Consider the following 14,501-nt stretch of genomic DNA (forward strand, 5'->3'; position numbering starts at 1 on the left):
GCCGCGAACGCCGAGGAGGCACCGCAATGCCCGCCGAGACGACGAATTCCGCGACCGAGGACCGTACGCAGGCGGTCGAAAGCGAACGCGGCGCGATCCTGGCGGTGCTGCTCATGGTGATTCTCGGGGTGGCCGGGATCTTCGCGGTCTCCTGACGGCCGCCACCCACCTGCCACCGCCGCCCGCCCCGGTCCACCGGAACGGACACCGGGAAAAGGACACCTCGGCGCACGAGGGCCTCCCCTTCGCGCCGGTCACCTCGCCCGAAACGGGCGTCCCGGGATGTCCCGGGACGCCCGTGGACGGGTCACCGGCTTCAGTCCGGCGTACGCCCGGTCAGGGGCGGTCGCCCTGGCCGCCGGTGTGCGGCAGCCGCTGGGCGGGCACGACGCCCAGCTTGCCGGCCTGGAAGTCCTCGAAGGCCTGCATCAGCTCGGCGCGGGTGTTCATCACGAACGGCCCGTAGTGCGCCACCGGCTCCCGGATGGGCTTTCCGCCCATGATGTAGAGGTCCAGGCCCGGGGTGTTGCCGTCCTGCTTGCCGGCGGCGGTCACCCGCAGCGCGTCGCCCGGACCGTGCACGGCCAACTGGCCGCCCTGCAACGGTCGCCGGTCGGTGCCGACCGTGCCGCGACCGGAGAGCGCGTAGACCAGCGCGTTGAAGTCGGCCCGCCAGGGCAGGTCCAACTCGGCACCGGGCTCCAGCGTGACGTGGGCGATGGTGATCGGCGTGTGGGTCGACCCCGGCCCCTGGTGCCCGGCGATCTCACCGGCGATGATCCGGATCAGCGCGCCGCCGTCCGGCGTGGTCAGCAGGGCCGCCTCCCGACCCCGGATGTCCTGGTAGCGCGGCGGCATCATCTTGGCCACCCGAGGCAGGTTGACCCAGAGCTGGAGGCCGTGGAAGAGGCCACCGCTGGCGACCAGGTGCTCCGGTGGGGCCTCGATGTGGAGCAGGCCGCTGCCGGCGGTCATCCACTGGGTGTCGCCGTCGGTGATGGTGCCGCCGCCACCCTGCGAGTCCTGGTGGTCCATGATCCCGTCGATCATGTAGGTGACCGTCTCGAAGCCCCGGTGCGGGTGCCACGGGGTGCCCTTCGGCTCGCCCGGCGCGTAGTCCACCTCGCCCATCTGGTCGAGGTGGATGAACGGGTCGAGATCCTGCATCGGCACCCCGGCGAAGGCCCGGCGGACCGGGAAACCCTCACCCTCGTAGCCGCTCGGGGCGGTGGTCAGCCGGCGGACCGGCCGGTAGCTGGTGGTCTCGTCGAGCCGGGGCAGGCGGGGCAGGACGAGGACGTCGTCGACGGTGATCGCGGGCATCTCGGCTCTCCTCAGGTGTCGCGGTGGGTGGACGACGCGTCCCGGTCGGCGCGCAGCCGCCGGCCGAGCCGATCGAAGACCCGGGTCAGGGTGGTGACCTCGGCGTCGTCGAGGTCGTCCATCAAATGCCGGCGGACCGAGGCGAGGTGCCCCGGCGCGGCCTCGCGCAGGGTCAGCAACCCGGCGGCGGTGAGCACCGCCTCACTGCCCCGACGGTCCCCGGGGCAGGACTGCCTGGAGACCAGGCCCCGCCGCTGCATGGTGGAGATCTGGTAGGTGAGCCGGCTGGGGGAGAAGACCAGCCGGCCGGCCAGCTCACCCATCCGGAGCCGCTGGCCCGGCGCCTCGGAGAGCAGGACCAGCACGTGGTAGTCGGCGAAGCTCAGCTCCCCGTCGGCACGCAGGTCGTCCTCCAGCTGGGTGAACAGCCGCTGGCTGGCCTCGATGTAGGCACGCCAGCAAGCCATCCGCTCGCTGTCCAGGCTCTCCGTCATGCCCGAACAGTAGCACTCCTTCAAATTTAAACAAGCTCTCTAATGTGCCTGTGAGCAGCGAGACACTTCTCCTTGACGGGAGGAAATTCAGGATTTGAAAGGAAAGGGTGGCCGGTGAGCTGGCAGACTGCCCCGGTGGAACCCGTACAGATCACCGCACCCGGCCTGGTGCTGCGTCCCTGGCGGGCGGCGGACGCGCCGGCCGTGTTGGCCGCCCTCGTCGACCCCGACATCGTCCGGTGGAACGGGCAGGGGGTGACCGACCTGGCGCAGGCCGCCGCGTGGATCACCCGGCGGTCCGACCGCAGCGACGGCAGCCACGTCTCCGTCGCGGTCACCGACGCCACCGACGGGACGCTGCTCGGCGCGGTCTCCGTGCACCAGATCCGGGACGGCAACGCCGCCGTCGGCTACTGGACCGCCGGGCCGGCGCGCGGACGCGGGGTCGCCTCCGGCGCGCTGCGGGCGCTCACCGGCTGGGCCTTCACCCACCTCGACCTGCACCGGATCGAACTGTGCCACGCGGTCGACAACCCCGCCTCCTGCCGGGTCGCCACCCGTGCCGGCTACCGCTGGGAGGGCACGCTGCGTGAGTCGCACCGCTACGGCGACGGCCACCGGCACGACGAACACCTGCACGCCCGCCTCGCCACCGACGACTGACCCGCTCCGCTCCCGCTCACCCGTCGCGGCCCTGCCCTGTCCCGGGTGATCAAGAGCTTTGCGTCACCGTTGAGCCCGATTTCCGCCTCAAACTTCTTGATCACCGCCCCTTCGGCGCGGTGTCCCGGCGGTGTCCCCGGTGATCAAGAGGTTTGCGTCATCGTTCAGCCCGATACTGACGCGAACCTCTTGATCACCGGGGACGGCGGCTCGGGGGAGGGCGCGGGGGGTCGGGGGAGAGCGGCTCAGGGTGGGGGAGGGGAGAGCGGCTGGGGTGGCGGGAGAGGGGTGGGTCGGGTTCGGTTGGGTGGTTAGGGTCGGTGGGTGGACGATCTCGACGTGCTCGACTGGCGGGAACGCACCGCCGCGCTCTACCTGTCCGACACCGACCTGGCCGGCTTCCGGGCTGCCCGGGACGAGTTGTTCCGCAGCCACCCGGCCAGCCCGCTGCCGGCCGCCGACCGGGCCGCTTTCCCCGGGCTGGGCTGGTTCCCGGCGGATCCGGCGGCGGTGGTCGAGGCCCCGCTGCGTCCCGCCTCCGGCACCGAGACCATCGACACCGGCGGCCCGGACGGGGTGGTGCGCTACCGGCGGGTGGCGGTCGCCGAGACCCCGTGGGGGCCGCTGACCCTGTGGTGGATCGAGGCGTACGGCGGTGGGCTGTTCGTGCCGGTCCGCGACGGCACCAGCGGCCGGGAGACGTACGGCGGCGGTCGGTACCTCACCGACACGGTCAAGGGCACCTTCGGGCGGGGACTCACCGTGCTCCCCGGGCACCGGGTCCGCCTCGACGCCAACTATCTCTACAACCCCAGCTGCGCGTACGACGACACCTGGGCCTGCCCGCTGGCACCCCCGGAGAACCGGGTCAAGGTGCCGATTCGGGCCGGTGAACTGGTCTATCCTCGCCGCGACCGCTGACCCTGCCACGTCCCCGCCCCACCCACCTCGCCGCTCGGAGAGAGGTGAGGTCAGCGGCCGGCCTGGTATGTCCAGGTCAGGAAGCGGTCGGTGGCGTCCACGGGCCTGCCGCCGTCGAGCTGCGTGAGATGGTCTTCGGCTTCCTCCTTGAGCGTCGACAGCAGGGTCAGCAGGCCCGGCCGGTCGTCGGCGTACGCCGCGATGAGCGCGAGTTTCGCTTCCCCGCAGGGCCACGGGTGGGCGTCGATCCGGCAGAGCCAGGTGGGTGGTAGCGGCGTGTGCCGGCCGGGAAGCAGCTCGGTCACGCCACCACGACCTTTCCCGGGATCGGCCTGCGTGGAGCCGGTCGACGGGGGCCGGGCTCCAGACGTGTCGCTCCGGCCGGCATCAGGAACAGGGTCCGCCGCCGGACCGCGTCGCCGGCTGCGTCCAGCTCGTAGGCGTCGATCCACAACCAACAGTCGTACGTGTGCCGGTCGGTGAGCACCCGGATGACCCGGACCGTGATCGGCCGGATGAACTGCACGCTCGCGGCGCGCGTCAGGTGGAGCACGTCACCGGGGCGGATCGTGTGCGGGGTCACCGGGCCAGCTCCCGTTCCAGCCGGGGGGCCCGGCGGTGGCAGTGGGCCCGGCGGTGGCAGTGGGCCCGGCGGTGGCAGGGGACGGCGTTCCCCAGCCGGCCGGGGCCCCGCCACGGTGGGATGAACGGCCCGATCGGGCCGGGCACCGACGGGCGTGCCGGTGGTGGGTCGTCGTCAGGCTTGCGGTGCGGCTCGGGCGGCGGTGGGCTGTCGGGCTCCGGCGTGTCCGGCACGGTGTTCCCCCTTGGTAGCGGTGGATGGAACGGGGGCCGCCTCCTGCCCCTCCACAGGAGACGGCCCCCGCAGCAGGCGCGGCCGGCGGATCTCCCCTCCGACCGGCGGCGCCGCTCTGACTCCACCTTGCCGAGGGTTGTGGAGCGAACACACCGCGTAGCAATATGGAGGCAGACGTTCGGAACGTTCGGTCGGAACGGGGGAGGGAGCGGGATGAATCTGGCAGTCAAAGAGGCCATGGCGCAGACCGGGGAGACCGCCGAGAGCCTGGCAGCTCAGGTCGGGGTCGACCCGAAAACCGCAGCCAGGTGGGCACGCCACGGGAGCATCCCGCAGAGCCGGCATCGCGCCAAGGTCGCGGCGGTACTGGGCCGGGACGTCCTGGACCTCTGGCCGGACGCGCTGAAGCGCCACGAGCCTGTCTGGTTTCGCCGCTGGGCGGACATCGAGCGCGAGGCGGTGGTGCTGCGGGGGTTCGAACTGGCGTGGGTGCCGGGGCTCCTACAAACGGAAGCGTACGCCCGGGCGACGCTGGCGCTGGCGACCCCCACCCCAGAGGAGGTCGACGAGCTGGTGACGGCGCGGATGCAGCGGCAAGCGATTCTCCACCGGCCACAGCCTCCGCTCGTCGTCGCCGTGATCGATGAAGCGGCCCTCCGGCGGCGCGCAGGACGCGACGGCGAGCTGATGCGCGAGCAGTGTGAGCACATCGCGGCCTGCGCCGAACTGCCGTGCGTGCAGGTGCACGTCGTGCCGCTCGACACGCCGATCTATCTGGGCATGGGCGGTCCGTTCGTCCTGGCCGAGCTGCCGGACGGTGCGCGGCTGGCGCACCAGGACGGTCCGGCCAGCGCACACGTCACCGACGACGCGGCAGAGATCGCTAGCCTTGAACGTAGGTGGGCTCGCATAGTCGGCGAGGCCCTACCTCGGTCGCAGTCTCTCGACCTCATCAGGAAAGCGGTGGCAGCATGGACCTGACCGGCGCGCGGTGGCGCAAGAGCACGAAGAGTGGCGACAACGGCGGAAATTGCGTCGAGGTCGCCGACAACCTGCCCGGCGTCGTCCTGGTGCGGGACACGAAGGACCGTGACGGCGGGACGCTGGCGTTCGCGCCGGGCGCGTGGCGGGGGTTCGTGGACTTCGCGAGGACGTCCCGCTAGTCAGACAACATTCAAGGCCTCGATCGGCCGGGGCCTTTTCGTCCTGATCGTCACCTCCGGTTCGCCGTCGCCGTCGCCGTCGCCGTCGCCGTCGACCGGAGCGGCGGGTGCTCCCCGGGCCTGTCGTGGTCGGGCCGCCCGCCCCGGTCAGGGGCCGACGACGCGACCGCCGCCCCGGCGCTGGGCGCGTCGGGGCGGCGGCTGGGTCGGACGGGTCAGCGGGCGGTGGCCCCGGTCGGGGTCAGGTGCATCCGGCCGAGCATCTGCCGCGCCTGGTCGGCCAAGCCGGCGTCCACGGTCACCGCGTACTGGCCGGCCCGCAACGAACTGGCCGAGGTGAAGTCACGCTGGCCGCCGGACATGGCGTGCGCCACCGCGCCGAACACGGCCCCCCAGATCGCGCCGATCACCAGCCCGACCAGGATCACCGCGAGCCAGTTGCCGACCGTGAAGATGCCGAACAACAGGCCGATGAACAGCCCGAACCACGCGCCGGTGCCGGCACCCAGCAGGGCGGCGCGTCCCGTGGTGAGCCGGCCGAGGACCGTCTCCACCAGGGTGAGGTTGGTCCCTACGATCGCGCTGTGCTCCACCGGGAACCGGTTGTCCGCCAGGTAGTCCACCACCCGTTGCGCGGACGGATAGTCCGGGTACGCGCCGATCGTCACCGCCGGCGCTCCGGCCTGCGGGCCGTGCCCGTCCCCCGGGGGCGTCGCCGGCCGGCCGGCCGGACCGGACGGGAGGTTGTCGCCGCCCGGCATCCCGGGTCGCCAAGTGGCGGTCGGGTTCGCTGCTCTGGTCATGGCATCCTCCTTCGTCAACGACCGGCGTTCCCGCCGGCCCGCCGAGGTAACGCCGGCAGCTCCGGCAATCCGCGCCGGGCGGCCGGGGTGACGGTCACGGGCGGACAGACAGAAGACGGTGTGGTCGAGGAATGCGCTCCGGGGTGCCCGGGTAACCCGGCCCGTGGACAGCGGACGGATCAGCGAGCACGGGTTCCTTGCCGACGGTCGCAGCGCCGCGCTGGTGGACCGGCACGGCTCGGTCAACTGGTGGTGCCCCGCCCGGTTCGACAGCCCGTCGGTCTTCGGGCGGCTCCTCGACGACCGGGCCGGGCACTGGTCGATCGCCCCGGAGGGCGACGACGTGCGGGTGACCCGCTCCTATCTGGACGACTCGCTGGTGCTGCGTACCGTCTTCCACACCGGCACCGGGTCGGTGGCCGTCACCGACGCGTTGGCGCTGGAACCGGACGCACGTGGGCACGACATCGGCCTGCGCTCGCCCCGGGTGCTCGCCCGGCTGGTCGAGGGGATCTCCGGCGAGGTGCCGGTACGCGTCGAGTTCGCTCCCCGGTTCGAGTACGGCCGGGTCACCGCGTACCTGACCCACGCCGCCGGGGTGATCGACGCGCGGGCCGGCGCGTGCCGGCTCAGCCTGCGCTCCGACGTGCCGTTGGCCTGCCGCCGTGGCGACGCCGTCGGCCGGGCGACCGTCCGGGCCGGGGACACCCTGCGGTTCACCCTCGGGTACGCCCCGACCTACGGCGGCGGCGAGCCGGCCCTGCCCGCCGCCGACCGGGTGGTGGCCGACGCGGTGGCCGGCTGGCGCTCCTGGGCCGACCTGCACGACTACCAGGGTCTCTACCGCGACCAGGTACGCCTCAGCGCGATGGTGGTGCAGGGCATGACCTACCAGCCCAGTGGCGCGATCGTCGCGGCGGCCACCACCTCGCTGCCCGAACAGCTGGGTGGCGACCGCAACTACGACTACCGCTACGTCTGGGTCCGCGACTTCAGCCTCACCCTCCAGGCGCTGTGGCGGTCGGCCTGCCCCGACGAGGCCGACCGGCAGTTCTCCTGGGTGGCGCGGGCGATGGGCCGCATCGACGACGGCCGGGTGCCGATCATGTACGGCGTGGAGGGCGAGCGGGACCTCACCGAACACTCCCTGGACCACCTGCGCGGCTACGCCGACAGCCGGCCGGTGCTGGTCGGCAACGACGCCTGGACCCAGCGGCAGAACGACGTGCTCGGCGAGATCCTCGACGCCGCCTGGCTGATGCGGCACTACCTGGACCCGATGTCACCCGACGTACGGCACCTGCTGCGGGCCCTGGCCGACCAGGCGGTCCGGGCCTGGCACCTGCCGGACTCCGGCATGTGGGAGTCCCGCGACGCCGAACGGCACTACGTGTCGTCGAAGGTCCAGTGCTGGACGGCGTTGGACCGGGCGGTGCGCTTCGGTCCTCGCCTCGGCGATCCGGCCGACATCGGGCGGTGGGCGCGGGCCCGCGACGAGGTCCGCGCGGCGGTGCTGCGGCGGGGGTGGAACGACCGGCTCGGCGCGTACACCGGGGCCTTCGACTCCGACCGGTTGGACGCCTCGGTGCTGCTCATGCCGCTTGTCGGGTTCCTGCCCGCCGCCGACCCGAGGATGCGCTCCACCATCGACGTGGTGGAGCGGCGGCTGTCGCGCAACGGGCTGCTGCGCCGCTGGGACGGCGACCCGGCCGGTTTCGTCATCTGCTCGTTCTGGCTGGCCGGTTGCCTGGCCCTGGCCGGCGAGCAGGAGCGGGCCACCCGGCTGTTCGAGCAACTCGCCAGCCGGGTCAACGACCTCGGCCTCTACGCCGAGCAGATCGACCAGGCCACCGGCGAGCAGGTGGGCAACTTCCCGCAGGCCTTCTCGCACATCGGCCTGATCAACGCGGCCGGCTTGCTCACCGACGTCGCCGAACGACGACGCGACCTCGCCACGGAGCGGCCGCATTTCGTGACGACCGGCACCGACATCGTGCCGACGTCGACCTGAGCCGTGCCGACCGGTACGGGACCGACGAAGGGAACACGCTGATGAGTGGACGACTGACCGGCCGCACCGCCCTGATCACCGGCTCGGACTCGGGCATCGGGCAGGCCACCGCGATCGAGTTCGGTCGGGAGGGCGCCGACGTGGTGGTGCACTACCTGCACGACCACGCCGGCGCGGACCACACCCGGGCCGAGATCGAGAAGGCCGGCCGGCGGGCGGTGGTCGTGCAGGGCGACATCAGCGTCGAGCACCAGGTCGAGGCGATGTTCGACGAGGCGCTGACGGCGTTCGGCACGGTGGACGTGCTGATGAACGACGCCGGGGTGGACGCCTCCGGCATCGGCGTGGCCGACCTGGACACCGAAACCTGGGACCGGTGCATCCGTACCAACCTGTACGGGATGTTCTTCTGCTGCCGGCGGTTCGTCCGGCACCGCCGCGACCAGGGCGGCGGCGGGAAGATCATCAACATCACCTCGATCCACCAGGAGGTCGCCCGGGCCGGCGGGGCGGACTACGACGCCAGCAAGGGCGGCATGCTCGAACTGGCCAAGAGCCTCGCCCTGGAGGTCGCCCCGATGCGGATGAACGTCAACAACATCGGACCCGGGATGGTGCTCACCCCGTTCAACCAGGAGGCCATCGACGACCCGAAGTACCTGGCGGAGCAGGTGCAGAGCATCCCGTGGAAGCGGGCCGCCGAGCCGGTCGAGATCGCCCGGCTGGCCGTCTTCCTCGCCAGCGACGACGCCGACTACGTGACCGGGTCGACGTACTTCATGGACGGCGGCCTGATGCAGAATCAGGGCCAGGGCGCCTGAGCCGGCTGGCCGCGCCCGGCCCCCGCCCGGAAGGTCCGCCTGATGCGGCTGCTCATGATCGCCGACACCCACCTGCCCCGCCGCGCCCGGGACCTGCCCGCCGAGGTCTGGGCGGCGGTGGACGCCGCCGACGTGGTGCTGCACGCCGGGGACTGGGTCGAGGTGGGACTGCTCGACCGGCTGGTCGGCCGGGCCCGTCGGCTGGTCGGCGTGTACGGCAACAACGACGGCCCCGACCTGCGGGCCCGGCTGCCCGAGGTGGCCGAGGTGGAGCTGGCCGGGCTGCGGGTGGCCGTGGTGCACGAGACCGGGCCGAAGACCGGCCGGGAACAGCGCTGCGCGGTCCGGTTCCCCGATCGGGACCTGCTCGTCTTCGGCCACTCGCACATCCCGTGGGACAGCGTCGCACCGGGCGGCCTGCGGCTGCTCAACCCGGGCTCACCCACCGACCGGCGGGCCCAGCCGTACGCCACGTACCTGACCGCCGAGGTGGTGGCGGGGCAACTCGACCGGGTCGTGCTGCACCGCCTGCCACCCCGTTGAGGTCACCGGCCCCGGCCGGTCTCCTCCTGCAACTCGTCGATCCGCTGGGACGCCTCCGCCTTCGTCAGGTCGTCCGGCACCTCCTCGCCGGCCTCCCGGGCCAGGGTGTGCAGGTACGACTCCTGGGCGGCGGTCGGCGGTTCGTCGCCGGTCACCCACTCCTGCGGATCCTTGATCGCCCCACGCGGGTCGGGCTGCTGGTCGTTGCGGTCGGTCATCAGGTTCACCTCTCCTCGAACAGCCGTGCCAATACCCCGCCGGTCGCCCGGTCATGCCGGTCGCGGCGCATACGATCACCGGGTGGACGCGGATGTGATCGTGGTGGGTGCCGGCATCTCCGGGGTGGCGTGCGCCGCAGAACTGGTGCGGGCGGGTGTGCCGGTGCAGATCCGGGAACGCGGTCGGGTGGCCGGGGGCCGGATGGCCAGCCGACGCTTCGACGGCCGCCCCGCCGACCTGGGTGCGGCGTACCTGACCGCCGACGACCCGGACTTCGTCGAGGTGGTCGGGCGCTGGCAGGCCGCCGGGCTGGTGCGGGAGTGGACCGACACCTTCGTCGCGTACGGCCCGGACGGCCGGCGGGAGGTGCCCGGACCGGTCCGCTGGGCCGCCCCGCGCGGCCTGCGTTCCCTGGTCGAGGAGCTGGCCCGGGAGTTGCCGGTGACCGTGGACCGGTTCGTGTCGGGCGTCGCACCGGGCCCGGTGGTGGACGGGGAGTCCGCCGCCGCCGTGGCGCTGTGCACCCCGGGTCCGCAGGCCGCCCTGCTGCTCGACCCGGCGCTGACCGGGGCCACCGGGGCCGCCGTACGGCAGGGGTGGGCGCCGGTGCTCGCGGCGGTGCTGCGCTTCCCCGGCCGGCGGTGGGCCGACTTCCGGGGCGCGTTCGTCAACGGGCACCCGGTGCTCGCCCTGGTCTGCGACGACGGCGACCGGCGCGGCGACGCCGCCCCGGTGCTGGTCGCCCACACCACGCCGGAGTTCGCCGCCGGGCGCCTGGCCCAGCCCGGGGCGGCCGGCCCGGCGATCGAGGAGGCCGTCCGCGACCTGCTCGGCCTGCCGGACCCGGCCGAACTGGTCCACGTGCACCGCTGGACGTACGCCCGGCCGGTCGAGCCGGACCCCGACGGGACGTTCTTCCTGGACGACGACCTGGTCGGGCTGGCCGGGGACGCTTTCGGCAAGCCCCGGGTGCAGAGCGCCTGGCGCTCCGGCCGGGACCTGGGCCGGGAGTTGGCCCGCCGACTGACCTGACCGGCCACCGGTCAACCCCGCGCGCCGTCCAGGGCCGGCTCGTCGCGTCGACCCTGCTCCGACGGGTCGCCGGTGCGTTCACCGGCCCGGTCCAGCAACTGCATGACCGGGGTCGCGGCCATTCCGTGCACCACCACCGACACGACCACCACCAGGCCGACCGTCGCCCAGATCAGGTCCGCCTGGGCGAAGTCCGCCTTGGTGGTGGCGTACGCCAGGTAGTAGAACGAGCCGACGCCCCGGATGCCGAACGACGAGATCACCCAGTGCTCGGCCGGCCGACCCGGTGCGCCGCGCAGCGACAGCCACCCCACCAGCGGCCTGATGACGAACACCAGGGCCAGCCCGACCGTCGCCGCCTGCCAGGTGAGCGGGGCGAGCAGACCGGTGATCACCGCGCCACCGAAGAGCAGCAGCAGCAGGACGGTCAACAGCCGCTCGGTCTGCTCGGCGAAGTCGTGCAGCACGGCGTGGAACTCGTGGGTCCGCTCGGCGGCCCGGATCGCCCGCGCGGCGACGAAGACGGCCAGGAACCCGTACCCGCCGACCACCTCCACCAGCCCGTACGCCAGGAAGGTGGCGGCCAGCGCGAGGAACCCCTCGGCGTGCCGGGCCAGCCGCAACTCGCTCGGGGCGCGGAAGAAGAGCTTGCCGAGCAGCCAGCCGATCAGCAGGCCACCGCCGACGCCGACGGCCAGCTTGTAGAGCACGTCGACGGCGAACCACTCGGCGAACCAGCCCGACGGGGCCAGCCCGACGCTGGCGATCGCGATGGCCGCGTAGACGAACGGGAACGCCAGGCCGTCGTTGAGGCCCGCCTCGGAGGTCAGCGCGAAGCGCACCTCGTCCTCGGAGTCCTCGGCGTCGGTGGGTTCGCCGACCTGGACGTCCGAGGCGAGCACCGGGTCGGTCGGGGCCAGGGCCGCACCGAGCAGCAGCGCGGCGGCCGGCACCAGACCCGCCCACCACCAGCCGAGCAGCGCCACCGCCGCGATGCAGATCGGCATCGCGATCGCCAGCAACCGCCAGGTCGACGACCAGCGTTTCCAGCTCAACGGTCGGTCGATCTTCAACCCGGCGCCCATCAGCGCCACGATCACGCCGATCTCGGTCAGGTGGGTGGCGACCTGCGGGTAGCGCAGCGGGTCCGGGGAGGGCAGGCCGATGGGCAGCGCGAAAACCAGCATCCCGAGGCCGAGGAACGCTATCGGCATGGACAGCGGGCGACGCTCCAGCAGTCGGGGGAGCACCCCGGCCAGCAGGGCTCCCGCGCCCACCAGCGCGAACTCGACATCGACCAGTTCCACCCCGACCACCTCTCACCCCCGGCCACGGATGTGGGCGGGGGTGGGACTGTGCCCCGTCGATGGCCGGGCTAAGCCTGGGTGTCCGGCTTGTCTCCGGACCCGTACCCAGGTAGGCAAGATCGCGCTATTTCCAGGTTGTAGTGGTCTACGACCGCTTGAAACCGCCCCGTAGCGAGGCCACTACAACATGGTTCGAGCGCGACCTTGAAGCGTGGCCCCGGCGGGACTCCCGGTCAGGTCGGGGGCAGGAGGATCTCGAACCAGACGGTCGAGCCCCGCACCGTCGGGTCGGTGCCCCAGGCGTCGGAGAGCTGTTCGATCAACCCGAGGCCCCGGCCCCGGCTGCTCAGCGTGTCGGTCTGGGCCCGGGTCACCGTGCCTCGGGTGCCCGAGTCGGCCACCGACACCAGCAGGCGCTCGGGGCTGAGGTCGATCTCCACCCGGGCGGCGGTGCCGGCGTGCAGCAACGCGTTGGTGGTCAGCTCGCTGGTGCACAGCACCGCCGCGCCGATCACCGCGTCGGGCACCTGCCACTCGCCCAGTTGTGCCGTCATCCAGTGGCGTACCCGGCTGGGTGCGGTCGGCTCGGCGGGCATCTCCATCCCGGCGGAGCGGCTCGGCTTGAGCGCGTGCTCCACCGCGAGCACCGCCACGTCGTCCTCGGTGGCGCCGGGGACCGCGCCGGTGGCGACGGCGCAGAGCGCCCGGGGGTCACCGCTGGCCGCCCCGGCCACCGCCGCCGCCAACCCGGCCAGGCCGGCGGTGAGGCTCTGCCGTCGCCGCTCGACCACCCCGTCGCTGTAGAGCAGCAGGGTGTCGCCGGGGGCGAGCGGCACGGTGGCGGTCGGGGGTCGGCAGCCCAACCCGAGGGGTGCGCCGGTCGGCAGTTCGACGAAGGTGGCGGTGGCGACGCCGTCCGGCCCGCCGCGCCGGATCAGCGGCGGGGGGTGCCCGGCGCTGGCCAGGGTGATCTCACTCCGGTCGGCGTCGACCACCCCGAAGACCACGGTGACGAAGAGTTCGTGGGTGCCCGTCTCGGTGCCCAGGCTCGCCACCAGCCGGTCCAGCCCGGCCAGGACAGCGTCCGGTCGCGGGTCGGTCAGCGCCAGCGCCCGCAGCGCCGCCCGGACCTGCCCCATCCGGGCCGCCGCTTGCACGTCGTGCCCGGCGACGTCGCCGAGCACCACACCCAGGTCGCCGGAGGGCAGCAGGAACGCGTCGTAGAAGTCACCACCGGCGGCGTTGCCGTCGACACCCGGGTCGTAGCGGGCGGCGATGCGCAGCCGGGGCAGGGCCGGTAACTGCTCCGGGAGCATGCTGCGTTGCAGCAGTTGCGCCGTGCCGTGCTGGGTCTCGAACCGGCGGGCCCGCTCCGCCGCCTGGCCGACCAGCTCGGCCGAGGCGGCCAGCAGTGCCCGTTCCGCCGCCGACCAGCCGTGCGGGGTCTGGTAGCCCACGGCGATCCCGCCCCGGATCACCGACGAGCGCAGCGGCAGTGCGGCCAGCGAGCGGATCTTCTGGTCGTGCCGGTCGACGGCGGTGTCCCGCAGCGGCTGGCCGTCCCCGGCGAAGAAGGGCACCCCGCTGTGTGCACCGACCACCACCGGCGCGGTGGTGTCGGCTGGCACCGGCCGCCACAGCGGGGGCAGCCGCTCGTCGGCCTCGTCGAGCAGTTCGCCCCGGATCCGGCGGACCAGCCGCCAGGCCGGGCCGTCGTCGACCGCGAAGGAGACCTGGTCGGCGTCGAAGGAGTGCAGCGCGTAGCGCAACGTCACCCGGGCCACGTCGTCCAGGGTGAGGGTGCCCGACAGTGCCGCGGCGAAGTCGGACAGGCTCTGCAACTGCTGGGTGAGCTGGCTGGTCTGGGCGGCGACGGTGAGTACGCCGACGATCCGTCCGGTGCTGTCGCGCACCGGGGAGTGCCCCCGGGTGAAGACCGCGTGTTCGCCGGTGGCGTGCTGGTGGACCGGGAGCACCGACTCCTTCTGCAGGAACGACTCCCCGTGCCGGTAGGCCCGCTCGATCACCTCACCGACGCCGGGGGCGTGCCACAGGTCGGCGTACACCTCGGGGGCCGGCCGGCCCAGCGCGCCGGGGTGCCGGTCGCCGATCACCTCGGCGTACGCCTGGTTGTAGAGCAGCACGAAGTCGTCGCCGTAGTGCAGCGCCATCGGTACGGGGGAGGACAGGATCACGTCGACCAGCACGCGGACCGTCACGTCCCAGCCCTGTTGCGGGCCCAGCGGGGTGTCGGCCCACGGGTGGGCCCGCACGGCAGCCACCGCCGGTGAGACCCCGTCCGGTCCCGGTACGGGGGCTGGTGACGTCGGGACCCGCCCGACCGTGCCTGGCATGTCCGCAGCCTATCCGGCGGCGTCCCGGGG

The 14,501-nt window shown here is 73.1% G+C and carries 18 protein-coding genes; 9 read left to right on the forward strand and 9 right to left on the reverse strand.

What is annotated here, in order from left to right; translation table 11 throughout:
• Positions 1 to 26 precede the first annotated feature (26 nt).
• Complete coding sequence (locus ACQP2H_RS10090) at positions 27 to 155, forward strand: hypothetical protein (protein WP_255597954.1); 129 nt, start codon at positions 27 to 29, stop codon at positions 153 to 155.
• Between the two features lie 181 nt (positions 156 to 336).
• Here ACQP2H_RS10090 and ACQP2H_RS10095 read toward each other — a convergent pair whose 3' ends face one another.
• Together ACQP2H_RS10095 and ACQP2H_RS10100 are read right to left on the reverse strand one after the other, a co-directional pair.
• Complete coding sequence (locus ACQP2H_RS10095) at positions 337 to 1,323, reverse strand: pirin family protein (RefSeq protein ID WP_357025267.1); 987 nt, start codon at positions 1,321 to 1,323, stop codon at positions 337 to 339.
• A gap of 11 nt (positions 1,324 to 1,334) precedes the next feature.
• Complete coding sequence (locus ACQP2H_RS10100) at positions 1,335 to 1,817, reverse strand: MarR family winged helix-turn-helix transcriptional regulator (RefSeq protein ID WP_219469446.1); 483 nt, start codon at positions 1,815 to 1,817, stop codon at positions 1,335 to 1,337.
• 135 nt (positions 1,818 to 1,952) lie between these two features.
• Between ACQP2H_RS10100 and ACQP2H_RS10105 the strand changes: the two genes are divergently transcribed.
• Positions 1,953 to 2,480 (forward strand): GNAT family N-acetyltransferase, encoded by a 528-nt coding sequence (locus ACQP2H_RS10105; protein ID WP_219469448.1) that lies wholly within the window; start codon positions 1,953 to 1,955, stop codon positions 2,478 to 2,480.
• Positions 2,481 to 2,804: 324 nt separating this feature from the next.
• The gene (locus ACQP2H_RS10110) at positions 2,805 to 3,401 is read left to right on the forward strand and encodes a DUF1684 domain-containing protein (RefSeq protein ID WP_219469451.1); all 597 of its coding nucleotides are present in this window, start codon (positions 2,805 to 2,807) and stop codon (positions 3,399 to 3,401) included.
• Positions 3,402 to 3,451: 50 nt separating this feature from the next.
• Here the strand turns inward: ACQP2H_RS10110 and ACQP2H_RS10115 are convergent, their stop codons facing one another.
• The 3 genes from ACQP2H_RS10115 to ACQP2H_RS10125 are packed head-to-tail and all read right to left on the reverse strand — an operon-like array spanning position 3,452 to position 4,217.
• Positions 3,452 to 3,706, reverse strand: coding sequence for a flavin reductase (locus ACQP2H_RS10115; RefSeq protein WP_308291078.1), 255 nt, complete (start codon positions 3,704 to 3,706; stop codon positions 3,452 to 3,454).
• On the reverse strand, positions 3,703 to 3,984 hold the full coding sequence (locus ACQP2H_RS10120) for a hypothetical protein (protein ID WP_357535939.1): 282 nt from the start codon (positions 3,982 to 3,984) through the stop codon (positions 3,703 to 3,705). Before ACQP2H_RS10120 ends, ACQP2H_RS10115 begins: the two co-directional genes overlap by 4 nt.
• The gene (locus ACQP2H_RS10125) at positions 3,981 to 4,217 is read right to left on the reverse strand and encodes a hypothetical protein (protein WP_433232295.1); all 237 of its coding nucleotides are present in this window, start codon (positions 4,215 to 4,217) and stop codon (positions 3,981 to 3,983) included. Before ACQP2H_RS10125 ends, ACQP2H_RS10120 begins: the two co-directional genes overlap by 4 nt.
• A gap of 214 nt (positions 4,218 to 4,431) precedes the next feature.
• Between ACQP2H_RS10125 and ACQP2H_RS10130 the strand changes: the two genes are divergently transcribed.
• Positions 4,432 to 5,199, forward strand: a complete 768-nt coding sequence (locus ACQP2H_RS10130; RefSeq protein WP_433232298.1) for a DUF5753 domain-containing protein — start codon at positions 4,432 to 4,434, stop codon at positions 5,197 to 5,199.
• Positions 5,190 to 5,381, forward strand: coding sequence for a DUF397 domain-containing protein (locus tag ACQP2H_RS10135; RefSeq protein WP_433232301.1), 192 nt, complete (start codon positions 5,190 to 5,192; stop codon positions 5,379 to 5,381). Before ACQP2H_RS10130 ends, ACQP2H_RS10135 begins: the two co-directional genes overlap by 10 nt.
• 215 nt (positions 5,382 to 5,596) lie before the next feature.
• Here ACQP2H_RS10135 and ACQP2H_RS10140 read toward each other — a convergent pair whose 3' ends face one another.
• The gene (locus tag ACQP2H_RS10140; RefSeq protein WP_219469462.1) at positions 5,597 to 6,184 is read right to left on the reverse strand and encodes a general stress protein; all 588 of its coding nucleotides are present in this window, start codon (positions 6,182 to 6,184) and stop codon (positions 5,597 to 5,599) included.
• A gap of 163 nt (positions 6,185 to 6,347) precedes the next feature.
• Between ACQP2H_RS10140 and ACQP2H_RS10145 the strand changes: the two genes are divergently transcribed.
• Genes ACQP2H_RS10145 through ACQP2H_RS10155 form a run of 3 tightly spaced genes read left to right on the forward strand, consistent with a single transcriptional unit; the run spans position 6,348 to position 9,559 of the window.
• Positions 6,348 to 8,195, forward strand: coding sequence for a glycoside hydrolase family 15 protein (locus ACQP2H_RS10145; RefSeq protein WP_433232304.1), 1,848 nt, complete (start codon positions 6,348 to 6,350; stop codon positions 8,193 to 8,195).
• A gap of 41 nt (positions 8,196 to 8,236) precedes the next feature.
• Positions 8,237 to 9,016 (forward strand): SDR family oxidoreductase, encoded by a 780-nt coding sequence (locus ACQP2H_RS10150; RefSeq protein ID WP_219469468.1) that lies wholly within the window; start codon positions 8,237 to 8,239, stop codon positions 9,014 to 9,016.
• Between the two features lie 42 nt (positions 9,017 to 9,058).
• Entirely contained in the window at positions 9,059 to 9,559 is a 501-nt protein-coding gene (locus ACQP2H_RS10155) for a metallophosphoesterase family protein (RefSeq protein WP_433232308.1), read from the forward strand.
• Between the two features lie 2 nt (positions 9,560 to 9,561).
• Here the strand turns inward: ACQP2H_RS10155 and ACQP2H_RS10160 are convergent, their stop codons facing one another.
• The gene (locus ACQP2H_RS10160) at positions 9,562 to 9,777 is read right to left on the reverse strand and encodes a DUF3072 domain-containing protein (protein ID WP_208569384.1); all 216 of its coding nucleotides are present in this window, start codon (positions 9,775 to 9,777) and stop codon (positions 9,562 to 9,564) included.
• A 94-nt stretch (positions 9,778 to 9,871) separates the two neighbouring features.
• Here ACQP2H_RS10160 and ACQP2H_RS10165 point away from each other — a divergent pair, with 94 nt between their 5' ends.
• Positions 9,872 to 10,810: an NAD(P)/FAD-dependent oxidoreductase gene (locus tag ACQP2H_RS10165; protein ID WP_433233510.1), complete on the forward strand. Its 939-nt coding sequence runs from the start codon at positions 9,872 to 9,874 to the stop codon at positions 10,808 to 10,810.
• An 11-nt stretch (positions 10,811 to 10,821) separates the two neighbouring features.
• Here ACQP2H_RS10165 and ACQP2H_RS10170 read toward each other — a convergent pair whose 3' ends face one another.
• Together ACQP2H_RS10170 and ACQP2H_RS10175 are read right to left on the reverse strand one after the other, a co-directional pair.
• On the reverse strand, positions 10,822 to 12,117 hold the full coding sequence (locus ACQP2H_RS10170) for a cation:proton antiporter (protein ID WP_219469474.1): 1,296 nt from the start codon (positions 12,115 to 12,117) through the stop codon (positions 10,822 to 10,824).
• Between the two features lie 233 nt (positions 12,118 to 12,350).
• Entirely contained in the window at positions 12,351 to 14,471 is a 2,121-nt protein-coding gene (locus ACQP2H_RS10175) for an ATP-binding SpoIIE family protein phosphatase (protein ID WP_357535931.1), read from the reverse strand.
• Positions 14,472 to 14,501 lie beyond the last annotated feature (30 nt).

The organism is Micromonospora sp. CA-248260, assembly GCF_050942205.1.
Classification (GTDB): Bacteria; Actinomycetota; Actinomycetes; order Mycobacteriales; family Micromonosporaceae; genus Micromonospora; species Micromonospora antibiotica.